Origin of the sequence: Paenibacillus sp. FSL W8-0439, assembly GCF_038008995.1 — a bacterium.
GTDB classification, from domain to species: Bacteria; Bacillota; Bacilli; order Paenibacillales; family Paenibacillaceae; genus Paenibacillus; species Paenibacillus polymyxa.
Map to the genome: position 1 here is coordinate 938139 of NZ_JBBPAK010000001.1, position 19110 is coordinate 957248.

The window sequence follows — 19110 nt, forward strand, 5'->3', positions numbered from 1 at the left end:
TTACACATCCAGATAGTTCCATGAGATGTTTTTTAAAAAATACCTGACATCAAAGTAGTCAATTTTTAATAACTCCTGTAGAATAAACAGAAAACTTTGAACCGTTCAACTGACTGGAGGATCTTATGCAAAAACCAAGAAAACTAATAGCACTCATGATTTGTTTGTTTTCTGTGGTTGCCCTGGCCGGTAATTTCGGTGTAGTGGCCCACGCAGAAAATAAAACAAAGTATGATATCGGCACGGATACAACGTTCGCGCCTTTTGAGTTTGAAGATGTAAATGGTAAATTTGTCGGAATTGATATGGATTTACTGGCAGCTATTGCTAAGGACCAGAATTTTGAGTATACCGTTAAGCCACTTGGCTTTAACGCGGCAGTGCAGGCCCTTGAAACGAATCAAGTGGATGGTGTCATTGCCGGGATGAGTATTACAGATGAACGCAAGCAAAAATTTGATTTTTCTGAGCCCTATTTCGACTCAGGTGTTGTCATGGCGGTCCGTAAGGATAATGATACGATTAAACGCTATGAGGACCTGAAAGGACAGCGTGTCGCTGTCAAAACAGGAACACAAGGCTACACATTCGCGGAATCCATTAAGGCAAAATATGGCTTTACTACCGTTCCGTTCGACGATTCTTCTCAAATGTATGATGAAGTTAAAACAGGTAACTCGGTTGCCTGCTTTGATGATTATCCGGTACTGGCATACGGTGTGACTCAGAATAATGGTCTTAAGCTGGTGACTGATAAGGAAAAAGGTGGCTCTTACGGTTTCGCTGTCAACCAAGGCAAAAATGCGGAGCTGCTAGAAAAATTCAATGCAGGGCTTGTGAATCTTCGTAACAGCGGGGAATATGACAAAATTATGTCCAAATACCTGGGAGAATCCGGCAAAGGTGTGGCTCCTGTAGAACGCAGCCGCTGGGAACTCATTTCCGCTTCGCTGCCTGCGTTGATTAAAGGGATGGGAAATACGCTGTTGTACACCCTGGTATCCTTGCTCGTAGCCTTTTTGCTGGGACTGGTGTTTGGCTTTATGAAAGTGAGCCATAACAAGGTGTTCCGCGGTATTGCAACTGTTTTCGTTGATGTATTCCGTGGTATTCCACTGATCGTACTTGCATTCTTTATTTACTTCGGTATCCCACAGGCACTCGATTTTAAAATGCCGCTTTTTGTCGCGGCGGTGTTGACGTTATCCCTAAACGCTGGTGCTTATGTGACCGAAATTATCCGCGGGGGTATTCAGTCCATTGATCCGGGACAAATGGAAGCCGCTCGTTCGCTTGGTTTGCCGTATCGGACAGCCATGCTGAAGATCATTCTGCCACAAGCTGTGAAAATCATGATCCCGTCGTTTATCAATCAGTTGGTTATTACGTTGAAGGATACGTCCATTCTGTCGGTTATCGGTCTGGTTGAATTGACTCAATCGGGCAAAATCATTATTGCACGGACGTTCCAATCCTTTGATATTTGGCTGGTCGTTGCGGTGATGTATCTTATCGTCATTACAGTCCTGACCAAAATTTCCAACCGTCTTGAAGGGAGAGTTCGCCGTGGGTAAGATTATCGTTAAAAACCTGAAAAAGAGCTATGGCAGTAACCAGGTGCTGAAAGGCATTGACATGCAAGTACGGGAAGGCGAAGTTGTATGCGTCATTGGACCTTCGGGTTCAGGGAAAAGTACGTTTTTACGTTGTATGAATATGCTGGAGGAAATTACAGCTGGTGAGGTCATCGTCGATGATTACAAATTGGGTGACAAAAACGTGGACATTAACAAGGTCCGTGAAAATATAGGTATGGTGTTTCAGCATTTCAATCTGTTCCCGCATATGACGGTGCTCAAGAACATTATGTTCGCGCCGACTGAGCTGGGCAAACAGACGAAGACAGAGGCCCGCGAGACAGCTATGAAGTTGCTGGATCGTGTAGGTTTGGCCGATAAGGCAGATGCATTGCCAGGACAGCTTTCCGGCGGTCAGAAGCAGCGTGTGGCGATTGCACGTGCGCTGGCAATGAACCCAGACATTATGCTGTTCGACGAGCCAACCTCGGCGCTTGATCCTGAAATGGTGGGCGAAGTGCTCGGCGTAATGAAAGATCTGGCTCGCGAAGGCATGACGATGATGATCGTAACGCATGAGATGGGCTTTGCGCGTGAAGTAAGTGACCGTGTCGTATTTATGGACGGTGGTTACATCGTGGAAGAGGGAACACCGCAAGAGGTATTTGGTAATCCGAAAAACGAGCGGACTATAAGTTTCTTAGAAAAAGTATTGTAAGTGGGACAGGGTTTGCTGGGAGTGCAGGCAAAGACATAGGAGACCGCTCCGCGTTCCATTTGATCTTTCGATCGCTGTTGCCCATGAATTTTTTCGATTATATAAGACCTTATAAGGTGAAAATTCAGGGGCAAAGGCGAGCGCTTCGCTTCTCCAGATTCAAATGGACCACTACGCTACTGCCCGCTGAATCTGCTCCTTTGTCGCAAAACCTGCGCCACTTTTAAATAGGTGGGGATAGGCAGAGGGAATTGGCGCAGCGCTTTGCTTGCTGCGCCAAGGGAAATAGCGATACAAGCAACATATGACTATCGGGGTGAACGACTGAATGCACATCATTTTTATTGCCGATTAGGGTATGAAGCGACAAGCATAGTTTTTTTGAAAAATATAATGCGTTGATTATTGTATAAGGATATCTTCGGGAGCGTGCTGGCCCGGAGATATCCTTTTCTTCATTAGAGCATATGAAACCTAGAACTTGAGATTTGTATAATGTTGAATGGCTTATATAAAATATAAATAACATATAAGACGGCAGTATAAGCGAGGGGGACGTACGGTGATACGTACATTGACTATAGGGCACGATCATCAGGTGACGGTGGGACAACCGTTAGAGCAGATTGTCATGGAAGATTACATATGGATCTGGGCTGACTTTAACGAGCCTACAGATCAAGAGTCAGAGCTGCTGACGAGTTATTTTCATTTTCACCCGCTGGCTGTAGAGGATTGTATGCATGTTCTGCAACGTCCCAAGTTGGATTATTACGAGAATGTACAGTTTCTGGTGGTACATGCGCTTGATGTAGATACATTAGAGGCGGAAGAGGTAGATATGTTTATTAGCAGCCGTTTTTTGGTTACATATCACCATCATGAACTAGAGGAGCTGGATCAGGCTTGGGAGCGGATTGTCGAGCATGCGAACGAACGTAAAATATGGTCTCGCGGACCGCTGGCTGCAGCTTATACTGTGATGGACAAGCTGGTAGACAACTATTTTCCAAGCCTTTTCATCATTGAGGATGAATTAGCCGAACTGGAAGGTTTGGGCGCACACGAATCGGTAGAGGAATTAATGAAGCAGGTATTTGACCTGCGTGGCAGGTTGCTCAAGCTGCGCCGTACGATCGTACCGATGCGTGATCTGATGTACCGAGTTTTGAATTCGCAGCATGTGCAGGGTCAAGGGGATCATATGGCTTATTTTACGGATATCTATGATCATTTATTGAAGCTGACGGACATGCTGGAGGCCGACCGCGAGATGACAGCCGACCTGAGAGACAGTTACATATCGCTTAATTCCAATCGCATGAATTCAATTATGAAGACGCTGACCGTAATTACGACCGTTTTTATGCCCTTGACGCTGATTGCAGGAATTTATGGTATGAATTTTTCGAATATGCCCGAGTTGGGCTGGAAATATGGATATTTTGGCGTACTGTTCTTTATGTTCTTATTGAGTGTTGCGATGGTGGTGTGGTTTATGCGCCGAGGTTGGTTTAAATAAAATAGCCTACTTTCTTGTGCGTTTGCGCGGACGTCTGCGCGGGGTAGTGGTACCTTTGCGCTGTGTCTTTTTCCGGCGTCGGCGTGGTGGTGTATATTCATCCAGTTCCTCAGTAATTGGTGTTGTCGTTTTTTTGCTTGCGTTTTTGTTGAATGCTGGGAGCGAGCCCATAATCAGTTTTGCCATCGGAGCAAATTGCTGCACGCTAGACATGATCTTTTGTACCTTGCCGACCGTAGCAACAATCCCGTCAATACCGCCCATACGGTCAATAATACCTTTAATATCGTTGAGATTACCAAGATTGCCAAGACCGCCAAGCAGCCCTCCTTTGGCTGGGGCGGGGTCTGGCGTGACCACGGCGGCATCTGTTATGCTCGCTGGTGCCTCATAAGGCACCACGGCGGAGGAATCGACTTGCGGAACTTCGCTGTAGGGATCGAGTCCAGGGTAAGGAGTTGAACTATACGGATCGGAGATAGAACGCGTTTGCGCCCTCCGATGATAGTAATGTCCAGGCATGAGATCACATTCCTTTGCAGATTGATACTCTACTGTATGTTACAAACGCACAGTGGGTTTAGGCACGTGTCCTGAAATGAGGTATAAAAGCGGATTTGGGCATTCGTACAGGAAGTTTCTGTAATCATGTAATGTTGTTCTGTAATGCGTGAAACCGTTAATGCTTGAAAAACTAACTATTTGTCGAGTACAATGAGGAGAGATTGTAACCTTTGGGAGATGATAATCTATGCAGCTTAAAAAGCTTAATGATAAAAGTATTGATCAATTGTTCGAAGCTATTTTAACTCTTAAAAATTTGGAAGAGTGCTATGTATTTTTTGATGATCTGTGCACAATTAACGAAATTCAATCCCTCTCCCAACGTCTGGAGGTTGCCCGTATGCTTGGCAAAGGCAGCACATATAATCAGATTGAAGCTGAGACAGGCGCCAGTACAGCCACCATTTCACGTGTGAAACGTTGCCTGAACTATGGGAATGACGGGTATAAAATGACTCTGGAACGTCTAGGTCGCTAATGCAGAGCCCTGGGATACTAGTCATCAGCCATGGCTCTAGAGAGCCATATTGGGTGGAACAGGTGGATCAGGCAGTTGCAAAGCTTCAATTGCTGGAAGCAATGCCGGTAGAGGTTTCATTTTTGGAAACGGTTAAAGGAAGATTGATTCAAGATGGGATTGACCGTCTGGAAGCCTTGGGGGTAACAGATTTACTGGTTATTCCTTTGTTTGTGTCGTCAGGCAGTACGCATGTAGATGAAATTAGCTATGCGCTGGGAGTCAAAGCTGCGCCAGACAAAGAAACGGATTTGGAGCCGTTTCGATTGAAGGCACGTGTGCATTTGGGTAGTCCATTGGATGATGGCGAAGATGTTGCCCGCATGGTGTGGGACAAGGTTCGTCTATTGTCGGTTGACCCTGCGAGAGAGGTCATTTTACTCGTAGGACACGGGAGCGCGCACAACGGCTTTCTTCAGCGCTGGGAGCAAGGGATTTCCTCGTTGGCCCGTACGGTGCAAAACGTGAGTGGTATCATCACGGATTACGCTTTGCTAAATCCTGAGGGTGTGCATGACAAGGCAGCGTATTGGAATCAGGAGCGGGGTCATGATGTTATTGTGGCACCGCTGTTTTTGAGTTCGGGTTATTTTACAAGTCATATGATTCCCAAACGCTTACAGGGACTCGATTATCGTTACTCAGGAGATCCTTTATTGCCGCATCCTTTGCTTACAAGCTGGATGGATAGACAAATTCGTGAACTGTTCCAGAATATGCAGGAGCAAGCAAGGACCGATAATAAATAAGATGATCTGAATTCGGTGATAGTATCTTAACCTGAAATTCCCTTATTTGGATGGTAACTGGCTTCTTTTATTGTAAAAGAGGTCTTTTTCCAGTATGATGATATTTTGTACAGACTGAATGTGATGAACTGCGATGTGAATATAAATATCATTAAATATACGGGTGGCGTAACTGAATGAAAAGAGCTAGATTAATCTATAACCCGACCTCTGGGCGTGAGGAAATGAAACGTCGCCTTGCGGATGTCTTGCAGCGCCTGGATGAAGGTGGCATTGAGGCCTCTTGCCATGCAACTACAGGAGAAGGGGACGCAACGCGTGCCGCAACAGAGGCCGTTGAGCGTGGCTATGATATGATTATTGCCGCTGGTGGCGATGGTACATTGTATGAGGTCATCAACGGGATGGCTGAAAGGGAAAACCGCCCGCCTCTGGGTGTGTTTCCTCTGGGAACGACGAATGATTTTGCCAGAGCACTGGGCATTCCCAAGCACTGGGAGGATTATTGTGACCTTGTTATTCGTCAAAATCCGAAGCCACTGGATATCGGAAAAGCCAATGACCGCTACTTTATCAACATCGCAGGCGGCGGAACTTTAACCGAGCTTACGTATGAAGTTCCAAGCAAGCTCAAAACGATGATTGGCCAATTGGCGTATTATTTTAAAGGTATGGAGAAAATGGTCAGCCTTGCTCCACAGGAGCTGATCATCAAGGCAACGGGTCAGGAAGTGATCCACGACGAATTTATGCTTTTCCTGATCGCGAATACAAATTCGGTGGGCGGGTTTGAAAAGCTTGCTCCTGGGGCGACAATAGATGATGGACTGCTCGATGTCATCGCTGTGCGCAAATGCAATTTGGCGGAAATGATCCGCTTGGTTACACTTGCGCTGCGCGGAGAGCACTTGCAGGACAAAAAAATCGTTTATTTCAGAACAGATTACATGGAAGTGACCTCACCTGGCTATGTCCAGCTTAATCTGGATGGCGAATTAGGAGGCACACTGCCAGCGACCTTCCGAAATCTTCCGCATCATTTGAATGTTTTTCGGTAAGGAAATGAACGGGAATGAATTGGTTCCCAGTTGGTTGAGCAGTGCGATATACAGAACGCAGAGTAGATAATTGTTTATGTAGGGAACATATCGGTCCTTGCCGTTCTCCGTGGGGAGTAACGGCATTTTCGAGTTGATGTTTAAACATCGTCTAGATGACGATTTGAATGATGTGGCTGAATGAAGATAAGCATGAAAAGAAGAACAGAAAGAAGTGACCATCATGACGAATAACCGTAGCGGACGTGGAAAAAGCCGCCGGAATACAGCAACAGCAACTCCAGTTCAAGGAAAGCAGCACCACAAGACCATACAGGCGAAAAAAGAGAGAGAACTGGAACAGTCACGAGTTGGAGCTGGGAATAGAATGCTTCGGGCTGGAACCGAAAGCAAAAGTGGAAATATGGATAATTCGGATCGAAAAATGCGGGGGGATGAACGGAAATCTCGTCCATTTTCCGATGATGAACGGAGTAACGATAGACGGAATCAGGAAGCTTCCAATCGTAGCAGGTCTAATGCAGAGCGTAGCGATCTGCCTGTGCAAAAGAATGATGAGGCCGTGATAGACATCATCGGCATGAACCATGATGGCGAGGGTGTAGGGCGTGTCGAGGGTTTTACGCTGTTTGTTCCGGGCGCGTTACCGGGTGAAAAAGTACGGGTCAAGGTGCTGAAAACAAAAAAGCAATATGGCTATGCCAAGCTTCTGGATATCGCGCAATCTAGCCCTGACCGGATCGCAGCTCCGTGCGCTATCTACGATCAATGTGGCGGTTGTCAGATCCAGCATATGAGCTACGAAGCGCAGCTAGGCTGGAAGCGACAGCATGTGGTGGATGTGCTGGAACGTATCGGAAAGCTGAGTGTGGCTACGGAGTCCAGTGAGCATACTGCAGAGGTTTTGGCTGACTCTGCGGATGGAAGTGCAGACCACATGTCGCGTGTACAAGGCGTAGTCGTGCATCCTACACTCGGTATGAGTGAGCCTTGGCGGTACCGCAACAAAGCCCAAGTGCCGATTGGTGTCACCGAGGGCGGGCTTGTCGGTGGTTTCTACGCACGTGGCAGCCATCGCATCGTGGATATGAACACCTGTCTCATTCAGGACGAGCGCAACGACGAAGTTATCGCACATGTCAAAGAGATTGGCCGAATGCTGGGCATCAGCGCGTATAATGAAGAAACCGGACGTGGGCTGCTGCGCCATGTCGTTGTAAAGACTGCTTTTCGCACGGGTGAAATGATGCTGGTGCTCGTCACGAATGGACGAGATATTCCGCACGCTGATGCGTGGATCGGCAGTATTCGTGAGCACATCCCACACGTGGCAAGCATATGCCAGAACGTGAACACGAAGCGAACGAACGTTATTTTTGGCGACGAGACTCGTGTACTGTGGGGACGTGACGTGATCTACGATTACATTGGAAACGTCCAGTTTGCGATTTCCGCGCGATCCTTTTATCAGGTGAATCCCGTACAAACGGAAGTGCTGTATGGCAAAACCGTCGAATATGCCGGTCTCACGGGCAAAGAAACGGTTATTGATGCGTATTGCGGCATCGGCACGATCTCTTTGTTCCTCGCTCAGCATGCAGACCAGGTGTATGGGGTGGAGATCGTCAAAGAAGCCATCGACGATGCACGAAGTAATGCGCTATTGAACGAAATGCGTAATGTGAAATTTGAGGTAGGCGCGTCCGAGGACGTCATTCCTGCATGGAAAGAGCAAGGGATCACCGCCGACGTTATCGTCGTCGACCCACCCCGCAAGGGCTGCGATCCACGCCTGCTCGACACCATTCTGGAGATGAACCCAGAACGCGTGGTGTATGTATCCTGTAACCCAAGCACACTGGCGCGGGATTTAAGGATATTGGAGGATGGCGGGTACAGTACAGCGGAAGTACAGCCTGTAGATATGTTCCCGCATACGGTTCATGTGGAGTGCGTGGCGTTGTTGGAATGGCGGGGTTTGGAATAAGTGAATGTTTGAGTTGGGGACGCGTCTGATTTTATATTCTTACTTGTTTCTTGGATTAGTATTTTGATAAGTAAAAATTGAACTTATGAGCAAGATTAGAGATTTTCATATATCTGGTAATTTTATAAGAGTTTTTCACTCCGCTGAATAAAAAAGAAATTACAATCGGCTAGCCTTTAATACTGAAGACTTTTACGCTTAAACTCGTGCGTTGGCAGTTTTGCTCTAACTTACGCTTTTCATTAAAATGCTTTGCTCTCAGGGAAAGTCATGAACCACTCGCTAAAGCATAAGGGGCTATTCGTTTTAATTTGCCGTGTATGCATCTTTGGTTGTAAAACTTTATTTAGTCATTCAATGACGAATACTCGCGTCGGCGAAACAGGTTGTACTCCAAAATGCTGTGAAACGGCTCGAATTACTAGCGTTCTGCCCCGTTTTCAGTAGGACGTAGCATCCCGCGTCCAAGGTTTTTTGGAGCATTTCGCAAATCCATGGCAGCTGTACACAACGGCTCTCATTAGCAGTCCACAATCGAACGGCCGAAGACATCTCGTTTAATTTGGTATAAAAAATTCGAATGAAATTCTCTTTTCTAACTTAGGGAACCTAAGAGATAATAGATGTAAAAGAAGAAAATATTAAGATCAGCGCCTAAAAAAGCAGAAAAACAGAGCAAAATTAGTATTGTAGAATGATGAGAGTGCTCATTGTAAAAATCGGAGGTATACAAATGTCAAGTGCAGTACAACGTGCAGGATTACAATCTCAAATCTGGAAAATAGCTAATGATGTTCGTGGATCTGTAGACGGATGGGATTTTAAGCAATATGTTTTGGGAACTCTTTTTTATCGTTTTATTAGTGAGAATTTTTCTAGTTATATTGAAGGTGGCGACGAAAGCATCAATTATGCAGAACTTGACGATAGTATTGTAACTGAAGAAATTAAAGAGGATGCAATCAAAACAAAAGGTTATTTCATATATCCTAGTCAGTTATTTGAAAATATTGCAAAAAACGCCAACACAAATGAAAGTTTGAATACAGATTTAGCTACTATATTTTCTGCTATTGAAAGTTCAGCAAATGGTTATCCTTCTGAACTAGATATTAAAGGATTATTTGCCGATTTTGACACGACAAGCAATAGACTAGGGAATACTGTAAAAGATAAAAACAGTCGTTTAGCTGCTGTGATTAAAGGAGTTGAAGGGCTTAATTTTGGTGGTTTTGAAGATAGTCAAATTGACCTTTTTGGTGATGCCTATGAGTTTTTAATCTCTAATTATGCTGCCAATGCTGGAAAATCTGGAGGGGAATTCTTCACACCGCAGTGTGTATCTAAGCTTATTGCCCAATTAGCAATACACAAGCAAACAACCATCAATAAAATTTATGATCCTGCAGCCGGTTCAGGTTCATTGCTATTACAAGCAAAGAAACAGTTTGATGCTCATATTATCGAAGATGGTTTTTATGGACAGGAGATTAACCATACAACTTATAACCTTGCTCGTATGAATATGTTTCTACACAACATAAATTACGATAAGTTTAATATTGCTTTAGGAAATACGCTATTAGACCCTCACTTTGGTGATGAAAAACCTTTTGATGCTATTGTATCTAATCCACCTTATTCCGTAAATTGGATTGGTAGTGATGACCCTACGCTTATTAATGATGAAAGATTTGCTCCCGCAGGCGTATTAGCCCCAAAATCTAAAGCCGATTTTGCCTTTGTACTTCATACGCTTAGTTACCTTTCAAGTAAAGGTCGTGCTGCTATCGTTTGTTTTCCTGGTATTTTTTACCGTGGTGGTGCAGAGCAAAAAATCAGAAAATACCTGATTGATAATAACTTTGTTGAGACGGTCATTTCATTAGCACCTAACCTTTTTTACGGGACTTCAATAGCGGTTAATATTTTGGTTCTTTCTAAGCATAAAACCGATAATAAAACTCAATTTATTGATGCAAGTGGAGTAGATTTCTATAAAAAAGCAACGAATAATAACATACTTACAGATGAACATATTGAGCAAATAATGAAAATGTTCGACAGCAAAGAAAATATTGACCATGTTGCAAAATCCGTTGATTATGATGCAATCGTTCAAAATGAGTATAACCTTTCTGTAAGTTCTTATATAGCAGCAAAAGACACAAGGGAAGTCATTGATATAAATGAGCTGAATGCAGAAATAAAAACGACTGTAGCAAAGATAGACCAACTTCGTGCTGAAATTGATGAGATTATTGAGGGGATTGAATCATGATTAAGCCGAACTTTATAGAGAAATTGCTTGACGGGGTTGAGGTTGAGTGGAAGCCTTTGGAGGCTGTAATTAAGTCATTAAAAACGGGTTTAAATCCTCGTAAAAATTTTCAATTAAATGCACCTGATTCAGAAGGGTTTTATGTGACAGTTCGTGAAATACAAAATGGAAAAGTTGTATTTCTTGACAAAACAGATAGGGTAGATAACAGAGCCTTATTATTAATAAATAACCGTTCTAATTTAGAAAGTGGCGATGTTTTATTTTCAGGGACTGGAACTGTTGGACGTACTGCTGTTATAGAAACAAAACCTATAAATTGGAATATTAAGGAAGGGGTATATGTAATAAAACCTATCCAAGAAATTATTAGTTCAAAATATCTTTCTCATCTACTTAATTCCCATGATATTGTAAACGATTATAGTAGAAGAATTGTTGGTTCACCTGTTGTGAGCTTACCAATGAGCGAGTTAAAGAAACTCAAAATCCCCATCCCACCCCTTAATGTACAAGAAGAAATTGTTCGTATTTTGGACACCTTTACAGAGCTTACAGCAGAGCTTACAGCAGAGCTTACAGCAGAGCTTACAGCTCGTAAAAAGCAATATACCTACTACCGTGATAAGTTGTTGACTTTTGAAGAGGGTGAAGTTGAGTGGAAGACGTTGGGGGAAATAGGGGAGTTTGAACGGGGCAACGGATTGCAGAAAAGTGATTTTGCAGAGAGTGGTGTGAGTTGTATCCATTACGGTCAAATTTATACTTACTATGGAAACTTTGCATATCAAACAAAATCTTTTGTTTCACCAACATTGGCAACCAAGTTGAGGAAAGCTCAGAAAGGCGATTTGATTATTGCGACTACAAGCGAAAATATTGAAGATGTTTGTAAGCCTCTAGTTTGGCTGGGTGAGGATGAGGTTTGCGTTAGCGGAGAGACTTATGTTTTTAAGCACAATCAAAACCCAAAGTATTTAGCTTATTATCTGCAAACCCCTATGTTTTTTGATTATAAAAAGCAAAATAGAACAGGAACAAAGGTTATTCGAGTACATGGAGATAAGTTAGAAAAATTTAAACTTCCCATCCCATCTCTTACCGAACAAGCCCGAATCGTATCTATCCTCGACAAATTCGATGCCTTGACATCCTCAATTACTGAGGGTTTACCTCGTGAAATAGAGTTGCGTCAAAAACAATACGAATATTACCGCAATATGCTTCTTAGCTTTCCGAAAGAGGAGGTGAAGGAATAATATGGGTGCTTCATTAACGGACATTGCACAAATGTTAAAAAAATCCAAACATAAAACGAAAGCTAAAGGTGCGAGTGAATCGGATGTAACAGTTCAATTAATTTATGCTTTTAATGGAACGGGTAAAACGAGGCTTTCACGAGAATTCAAATCGTTAGTGGCACCGAAAGCAGATGAGGATGCGGAGATAGAGGAATCAGAAGCAGTTAATAAAAAAATTCTTTATTACAATGCCTTTACGGAAGATTTGTTTTATTGGGATAATGACTTAGAAAATGATGCTGAGCCAAAACTTAAAATCCATCCTAATTCTTTTACAAGATGGATCTTTGAAGAGCAGGGGCAAGATAGAAATATTATTTCTAATTTCCAACATTATACCGATGAAAAATTAACGCCACATTTTAATGAAGAATATTCTATTAAAGATAAGAATGGGAATAATGTAACCGTAGGAGCCTTTTCAGAAATAACCTTTTCATATGAGCGTGGTAATGATGAGCGTTCCAATAACATTAAAATTTCAAAAGGAGAAGAGAGTAACTTTGTATGGTGTGTTTTTTATTCTCTGCTTGAACAAGTTATTGATGTATTAAATGTAGCCGAACCAAGTGAGAGAGAAACAAATCAGTTTGATCAGCTGGAATATGTATTCATAGATGACCCTGTAAGTTCATTAGATGATAATCGCTTGATTGAATTAGCGGTAAATTTGGCACACTTGATTAAATCAAGTCAGTCATACCTTAAATTTATTATAACCACACATAATCCTTTATTTTATAATGTGCTGCATAATGAGTTTAAAAAGGGTACATTTAAAAAATATTTTCTTAAAAAAAATGAAGATGGAGAATATGATTTGGTTCCCCAAAGCAATGATTCTCCTTTTTCCTATCATCTTTTCTTAAAAACCGAAATTGAAAAAGCGATTGAAACAGGTCAGTTAAAGAAGTATCATTTTAATTTCTTTAGAAATATTTTGGAGAAAACATCAACATTTTTAGGTTATGACAACTGGGGAGAACTTCTGCCTAAAGACACAAATGAGAATATTAATCCTTATGAGACAAGAATTATTAATATATCAAGTCATTCAAAGCATTCAGGAGACGAGATGGTTGAATTGACAGATGATGATAGACGTGTAATAAAGTATTTAATGAATAACATTAAAGAAATGTATCGTTTTAAATAAAATGAAAGAAATTTTATATAGGGGGGAAATGAATGAGCGATTTCAAACCCATTGTAGAATCAAACAACTTCATCGTTCTGGATAAATATACGAAGATCGATCAGCAAGGAGCCGATTATCAAACAGAAGCTGATTTAGAACGAGAACTCATTCAAGATTTAGTAAATCAAGGTTATGAACATCTCCCAAGTTTAACCACTCCTGAAAAAATGCTTGCTAATGTTCGTGTGCAACTGCAAAACCTTAACAATGTACAATTTTCAGAAGCAGAATGGATTAGATTTTGCGAGCAGTTTTTAGATAAACCGAGTGATAACCATATTGATAAGACCCGTAAAATTCATAACGATTATATTTATGACTTTGTTTTCGATGACGGGCGTATTCAGAACATTTACCTAGTAGACAAAGATAAGATTTCCAGAAACAAAGTGCAGGTCATTTCCCAATTTGAACAAAAAGGAAATCAAGCCAATAGATATGATGTTACCATTTTAGTGAATGGCTTGCCTTTAGTACAAATAGAGCTTAAAAAGCGTGGGATTGCCATTCGTGAAGCCTTTAATCAGGTTCATCGATATAGTAAGGAGAGCTTTAATTCGGAAAACTCTCTGTTTAAATATTTACAGATTTTCGTGATTTCCAATGGGACGGATACCCGCTATTTTGCCAATACGACCAAACGCGGTAAAAACAGTTTTGATTTTACTATGAATTGGGCTACATCAAAAAATAAACAGATTAAAGATTTAAAAGATTTCACAGCTACCTTTTTTCAGAAAAACACTTTATTGAGTATATTACTGAAATATTCTGTTTTTGATGCGAGCAATAATCTACTGATTATGCGTCCTTATCAAATTGCGGCTACAGAAAGGATTTTATGGAAAATCGAAAGTTCATATCTAGCCAAAAATTGGAGAAGTACTGAAAGTGGAGGATATATTTGGCATACAACAGGTTCAGGAAAAACGCTTACGAGTTTTAAAGCAGCTCGTTTGGCTACTGAGCTTGATTTTATAAACAAAGTATTTTTTGTTGTGGATCGAAAAGATCTGGATTTTCAGACGATCAAAGAGTATCAGCGTTTTTCTCCTGATAGTGTTAACGGTTCAGAAAATACCGCTGGATTGAAGCGTAACATTGAAAAAGAAGATAACAAAATCATAGTGACGACGATTCAAAAACTGAATAACCTGATTAAGAGCGAAACAGATTTGCCCATATATCATAAGCAAGTGGTATTTATTTTTGATGAAGCCCACCGTTCACAATTTGGTGAAGCTCAAAAAAATATCAATAAAAAATTTAAGAAGTTCTATCAATTTGGCTTTACAGGTACGCCTATTTTCCCGGAAAATGCGTTGGGGTCTGAAACGACTGCTTCTGTCTTCGGTCGAGAGCTGCACTCTTATGTTATTACGGATGCCATTCGAGATGAGAAAGTTTTAAAGTTCAAAGTAGACTATAACGATGTACGTCCCAAGTTCAAAACGCTTGAACAAGAACAGGACGAGAAGAAGCTATCGGCAGCAGAAAATAAAGAAGCATTATTACATCCTGAACGGATTAAAGAAATTTCTCAATATATTCTTCATAATTTTAAAATAAAAACCCATCGTTTAAATGCGAGTGGAAAAGGATTTAATGCGATGTTTGCTGTGAGTAGTGTTGACGCAGCCAAGCTCTACTATGAATCATTAAAAAACTTACAAAAGGGAAGCAGTAAACCCCTTAAGATTGCGACAATCTTCTCTTTTGCTGCTAATGAAGAGCAAAATGCTATAGGTGAAATTCTTGATGAAACTTTTGAACCTTCAGCAATGGATAGTAGTGCAAAAGAGTTTTTAAGTTTAGCCATTAAAGACTATAATGCCATGTTTAGAACCAATTACGGCGTAGAAAGTAAGGAATTTCAAAATTATTATCGTGACCTTGCTAAACGAGTAAAAGACAAAGAGATCGATTTATTGATTGTTGTAGGCATGTTTTTAACCGGGTTCGATGCTCCTACATTAAATACTTTATTTGTTGATAAAAATCTCAGGTATCATGGTTTGATGCAAGCCTTTTCGAGAACAAATCGAATCTATGATGCAACTAAAACCTTTGGAAATATCATTACATTTAGAGATTTAGAGCAAGCCACTATAGATGCTATTACTCTTTTCGGGGATACAAACACTAAAAATGTAGTGCTGGAAAAAAGCTACAAAGAGTATATGGAAGGGTTTACTGATATCGCAACGGGGGAAGCCCGGCGTGGTTATGTAGACATAGTAAAAGAGCTGCAAGAACGTTTTCCTGATGCTGAAGATATTTCTACTGAAAAAGATAAGAAAGAGTTTGCCAAGCTTTTTGGTGAATATTTGCGTGTTGAAAATATTTTGCAGAATTATGATGAGTTTTCAAGTCTAAAAGCTTTACAAACAGTAGATCTCAATGACTCTGAGGCTTTGGAAAATTTTAAATCTACTCACTATATGGGTGATGAAGATATAGCTGCCATGCAAGAAATTAATGTACCAGAAGAAAGAACGATTCAAGATTATCGTTCATCCTATAATGATATTCGTGATTGGCTTCGTCGTGAGAAAAACGGAAAACAAAAAGACAATTCCTCTATTGATTGGGATGATGTTGTCTTTGAAGTGGATCTTCTAAAATCCCAAGAGATCAATTTAGATTATATTCTTGAACTTATTTTTGAAAATAACAAAAAAATAAAAGATAAAGAATCGTTGGTTGAAGAGGTACGTCGTTTAATTCGTTCGAGTGTAGGGAACCGTGCGAAAGAAAGTTTGGTCGTCGATTTTATTAATCAAACAGACTTGGATAATATTCAAGATAAAGCAAGTATTATTGATGCCTTCTTCTCATTTGCTCAAAAGGAGCAAAAACGTGAAGCAGAAGAATTGATTACTACTGAAAGCCTTAGTGAAGAGGCTGCAAAAAGATATATTTTAAATTCATTGAAAAAAGAATATGCTAGTGAAAATGGAACGGAGCTTAATGAAATTCTTCCTAAAATGAGTCCTCTTAATCCTCAGTATTTAACAAAAAAGCAGAGCGTTTTTCAGAAAATCTCTGCCTTTGTAGATAAATTTAAAGGAGTAGGCGGAAGGATTTAATAAATCTAAAATAGCATGGTGTCTTGTTCTGTGGTGCAGCAGAAGGTGCGATTCGCCAAACGATCATTGAGAAAAACTATCTTGATACCGTTATAGGCTTACCTGCCAACTTGTTTTACGGTGTATCCATCCCAACTACGATTTTAGTATTCAAGAAAAATCGTAAAACAAAAGACATCTTGTTTATCGATGCAAGCAATGAATTTGAAAAAGGCAAAAATCAAAACAAACTTACTGATAAAAACATTAATAAGATTATAGAAACGTACCGAAATCGTGTAGATGTTGATAAATATGCTCATGTGGCATGCAGCTGAAAATGTTGGGTATTCATGTGTGGAAATTGACGAAAAGGGTCCAGGATATTATTCCTCGGCTCTTTTTTTAAGCGATTCGCTTGGGAACGGCGTAGGCTGGGGGGAAGTTATGCCGTGCAGTATTTCTATGAACTGCGGCGCAGTACGTTATAGAAGATGGCAAGGAGGGGCGGCGCTCTTCCTTTTTTTGCGAGTCTTTTGGGGAGTCTGCTCCTCTCTTGGGTATGATATACTCATTTAGATGTCTATGCTTAACATATACTGCCGTTTGAACTACGTTGCTTAAACATATTATATGTGAAGAAGAAGCAAGGACATGAACAGGTTAGCTTTACCATTTTGGGACCAAAGATTTGTCCTGGTATTTATAGAGGAGTTTTTGATATGACGAATAATTTTTGGCGTGATTTGCCACGACCTTTTTTTATACTGGCACCGATGGAAGATGTGACGGATGTTGTGTTTCGCCATGTCGTAAGTGAAGCAGCCAGACCGGATGTGTTTTTTACGGAGTTTGCGAATACAGAGAGTTATTGTCACCCGGAGGGGAACAAAAGTGTACGCGGGCGTTTGACTTTTACAGCGGATGAACAGCCCATGGTGGCCCATATCTGGGGAGATAAGCCGGAATATTTCCGTGAAATGAGCATCGGTATGGCGAAAGAAGGCTTCAAAGGCATCGATATTAATATGGGTTGTCCTGTAGCGAATGTAGCCGAGAATGGGAAGGGAAGCGGCCTGATCTGCCGTCCCGAAATCGCAGCGGATATCATTCAGGCTGCCAAAGCCGGGGGACTGCCCGTCAGTGTGAAAACAAGGCTCGGTTTCACTACCGTAGACGAATGGCGCGACTGGTTGACCCATATTTTGAAACAAGACATTGTGAATTTGTCCATTCATCTGCGGACAAGAGAGGAAATGAGCAAAGTAGACGCTCACTGGGAACTGATTCCGGAGATTAAGAAACTTCGTGATGAGGTGGCACCAGATACACTGCTGACCATTAACGGAGATATTCCGGACCGTCAGACCGGCTTGAAGCTCGCTGAGCAATATGGAGTGGATGGCATTATGATTGGGCGTGGTATTTTCCAGAATCCATTTGCGTTTGAGAAGGAACCGAAGGAACACAGCAGTGAGGAATTGCTTGAATTGCTGCGGCTTCATCTAGATCTCCATGATCAATATTCAGCGCAGGAGCCACGTTCGTTCAGCCCTCTCGCCCGCTTCTTCAAAATATATGTCCGTGGATTCCGAGGGGCAAGTGAACTCAGAAACAGCTTAATGAATGCCAAATCAACAAGTGAAGTGCGTACATTGCTTGATGAGTTTGGAAGCAAGGATCATGATGAGGTAGAGGAACGTGGAAATTAAATTCCCAAGTTGGGGACGGGCTGTTAGTAGGCATTGAAAACAAAGGAGGATATATGTCCTGGAGTAAATTGAAGCAACAACTGGAGAGCTTCCTCTCTCCTGCTTTAGACGGAAGGGTCGAATACCGAGCTACCAGTTACCGTTATTTATCTGATAAGTCTGGAATTTGTCATATAACTGTAGATAAGAAGAACATACTCAATATGAATGATATCACTAGTCCAATCAAATGGTATCAGACGGAGCTGGAAATCAAGAATGATCCCAATATCCAAGTTCCTATCAGCAATGAGGAAATTGAAGCGGTCAGAAAAGATACTAATGGGAACGTTCCGGAGGATCGTCTACAAGTAATTGCAAGAGGTAGAAAAATATCAGAACATGCAAAGGAGCTTTTGTCAGCACAGGCCTCATTAAGCAAGTCTAATTTTAATGTTGTAGCTAATAACTTTTTAACTACTTCTATAGAGGACAGCTTAGAGAGTAATGATATCTTATTGAATGTTCTAGCTTTAGTGGACAGACGAGTAGGAAAAAAGCGAATTTTAAACATGTCTGAGAAGATGAAGTTAAAGCATCCGATTGTTCAGTATTTTTATGAGTTACGGCATAGTACGTTATGAAAATAAATAACTTTTATTGATGGAGGCCCATCGTGTCAGGGTTGTTCTCACTGAAGATATGAATATAGGATGTGAAAGAAATTTGGGAAAGGTTGAGTGGAGAACGGGGCAAACCGGCTTCTACCATGACTTTTCCCTGTTTTTTTGTCTCGGCTATATTCTAGAATTCCCTGCTTGGTAGCATAAGTCTATCTATACAGGTGCGGCCATACAACGGAATTATTACCTATCGTAA

General features: G+C 41.4%; 14 protein-coding genes and 1 pseudogene. 14 read left to right on the top strand and 1 reads right to left on the bottom strand.

Annotated elements, in window-relative coordinates:
• Positions 1-125 precede the first annotated feature (125 nt).
• The 3 genes from MKX36_RS04240 (at position 126) to corA (ending at position 3817) form a co-directional block, all read left to right on the top strand.
• Positions 126-1574, top strand: a complete 1449-nt coding sequence (locus tag MKX36_RS04240) for an amino acid ABC transporter substrate-binding protein/permease (protein ID WP_016819806.1) — start codon at positions 126-128, stop codon at positions 1572-1574.
• On the top strand, positions 1567-2295 hold the full coding sequence (locus tag MKX36_RS04245; RefSeq protein ID WP_013369518.1) for an amino acid ABC transporter ATP-binding protein: 729 nt from the start codon (positions 1567-1569) through the stop codon (positions 2293-2295). Before MKX36_RS04240 ends, MKX36_RS04245 begins: the two co-directional genes overlap by 8 nt.
• Positions 2296-2857: 562 nt before the next feature.
• A complete protein-coding gene (gene corA, locus MKX36_RS04250) occupies positions 2858-3817 on the top strand; it encodes a magnesium/cobalt transporter CorA (protein WP_025364065.1) in 960 nt (319 codons plus the stop codon).
• A gap of 6 nt (positions 3818-3823) precedes the next feature.
• On the opposite strand, the gene MKX36_RS04255 is transcribed toward corA, so the two are convergent.
• Positions 3824-4339 carry a tyrosine protein kinase gene (locus tag MKX36_RS04255; RefSeq protein WP_340864267.1) on the bottom strand — a complete coding sequence of 172 codons (516 nt, stop codon included), beginning with the start codon at positions 4337-4339 and terminating at the stop codon, positions 3824-3826.
• A gap of 229 nt (positions 4340-4568) precedes the next feature.
• Between MKX36_RS04255 and MKX36_RS04260 the strand changes: the two genes are divergently transcribed.
• The 11 genes and pseudogenes from MKX36_RS04260 to MKX36_RS04310 all read left to right on the top strand — a co-directional run bounded on the left by MKX36_RS04260 (position 4569) and on the right by MKX36_RS04310 (position 18875).
• Positions 4569-4859, top strand: coding sequence for a YerC/YecD family TrpR-related protein (locus MKX36_RS04260; RefSeq protein WP_007428885.1), 291 nt, complete (start codon positions 4569-4571; stop codon positions 4857-4859).
• A complete protein-coding gene (locus MKX36_RS04265; protein WP_340864268.1) occupies positions 4859-5647 on the top strand; it encodes a sirohydrochlorin chelatase in 789 nt (262 codons plus the stop codon). Before MKX36_RS04260 ends, MKX36_RS04265 begins: the two co-directional genes overlap by 1 nt.
• Positions 5648-5823: 176 nt before the next feature.
• Entirely contained in the window at positions 5824-6705 is an 882-nt protein-coding gene (locus MKX36_RS04270; RefSeq protein ID WP_019686192.1) for a diacylglycerol kinase, read from the top strand.
• 223 nt (positions 6706-6928) lie between these two features.
• Entirely contained in the window at positions 6929-8692 is a 1764-nt protein-coding gene (gene rlmD / locus MKX36_RS04275) for a 23S rRNA (uracil(1939)-C(5))-methyltransferase RlmD (protein ID WP_340864269.1), read from the top strand.
• A 733-nt stretch (positions 8693-9425) separates the two neighbouring features.
• The gene (locus MKX36_RS04280; RefSeq protein WP_340864270.1) at positions 9426-10973 is read left to right on the top strand and encodes a type I restriction-modification system subunit M; all 1548 of its coding nucleotides are present in this window, start codon (positions 9426-9428) and stop codon (positions 10971-10973) included.
• A complete protein-coding gene (locus MKX36_RS04285) occupies positions 10970-12232 on the top strand; it encodes a restriction endonuclease subunit S (protein WP_017426209.1) in 1263 nt (420 codons plus the stop codon). The genes MKX36_RS04280 and MKX36_RS04285 overlap by 4 nt, the downstream gene beginning before the upstream one ends.
• Position 12233: 1 nt before the next feature.
• A complete protein-coding gene (locus MKX36_RS04290; RefSeq protein WP_038978099.1) occupies positions 12234-13430 on the top strand; it encodes an AAA family ATPase in 1197 nt (398 codons plus the stop codon).
• Between the two features lie 32 nt (positions 13431-13462).
• Positions 13463-16561 (top strand): type I restriction endonuclease subunit R, encoded by a 3099-nt coding sequence (locus MKX36_RS04295; RefSeq protein ID WP_340864271.1) that lies wholly within the window; start codon positions 13463-13465, stop codon positions 16559-16561.
• A gap of 14 nt (positions 16562-16575) precedes the next feature.
• Positions 16576-16869 (top strand): annotated as a pseudogene (locus MKX36_RS04300) (N-6 DNA methylase); the annotation flags it as partial.
• Between the two features lie 393 nt (positions 16870-17262).
• Positions 17263-18252 (top strand): tRNA dihydrouridine synthase, encoded by a 990-nt coding sequence (locus tag MKX36_RS04305; protein ID WP_340864272.1) that lies wholly within the window; start codon positions 17263-17265, stop codon positions 18250-18252.
• A gap of 53 nt (positions 18253-18305) precedes the next feature.
• Positions 18306-18875 (top strand): SF0329 family protein, encoded by a 570-nt coding sequence (locus MKX36_RS04310; RefSeq protein WP_340864273.1) that lies wholly within the window; start codon positions 18306-18308, stop codon positions 18873-18875.
• Positions 18876-19110: the final 235 nt, after the last annotated feature.

Coding starts and splice junctions, on each gene's coding strand:
- MKX36_RS04240 (WP_016819806.1), top strand. CDS start 126: ATGCAAAAACCAAGAAAACTAATAGCACTCATGATTTGTTTGTTTTCT.
- MKX36_RS04255 (WP_340864267.1), bottom strand. CDS start 4,339: ATGCCTGGACATTACTATCATCGGAGGGCGCAAACGCGTTCTATCTCC.
- rlmD (WP_340864269.1), top strand. CDS start 6,929: ATGACGAATAACCGTAGCGGACGTGGAAAAAGCCGCCGGAATACAGCA.
- MKX36_RS04285 (WP_017426209.1), top strand. CDS start 10,970: ATGATTAAGCCGAACTTTATAGAGAAATTGCTTGACGGGGTTGAGGTT.
- MKX36_RS04290 (WP_038978099.1), top strand. CDS start 12,234: ATGGGTGCTTCATTAACGGACATTGCACAAATGTTAAAAAAATCCAAA.
- MKX36_RS04295 (WP_340864271.1), top strand. CDS start 13,463: ATGAGCGATTTCAAACCCATTGTAGAATCAAACAACTTCATCGTTCTG.
- MKX36_RS04305 (WP_340864272.1), top strand. CDS start 17,263: ATGACGAATAATTTTTGGCGTGATTTGCCACGACCTTTTTTTATACTG.
- MKX36_RS04280 (WP_340864270.1), top strand. CDS start 9,426: ATGTCAAGTGCAGTACAACGTGCAGGATTACAATCTCAAATCTGGAAA.
- MKX36_RS04265 (WP_340864268.1), top strand. CDS start 4,859: ATGCAGAGCCCTGGGATACTAGTCATCAGCCATGGCTCTAGAGAGCCA.
- MKX36_RS04260 (WP_007428885.1), top strand. CDS start 4,569: ATGCAGCTTAAAAAGCTTAATGATAAAAGTATTGATCAATTGTTCGAA.
- MKX36_RS04270 (WP_019686192.1), top strand. CDS start 5,824: ATGAAAAGAGCTAGATTAATCTATAACCCGACCTCTGGGCGTGAGGAA.
- MKX36_RS04310 (WP_340864273.1), top strand. CDS start 18,306: ATGTCCTGGAGTAAATTGAAGCAACAACTGGAGAGCTTCCTCTCTCCT.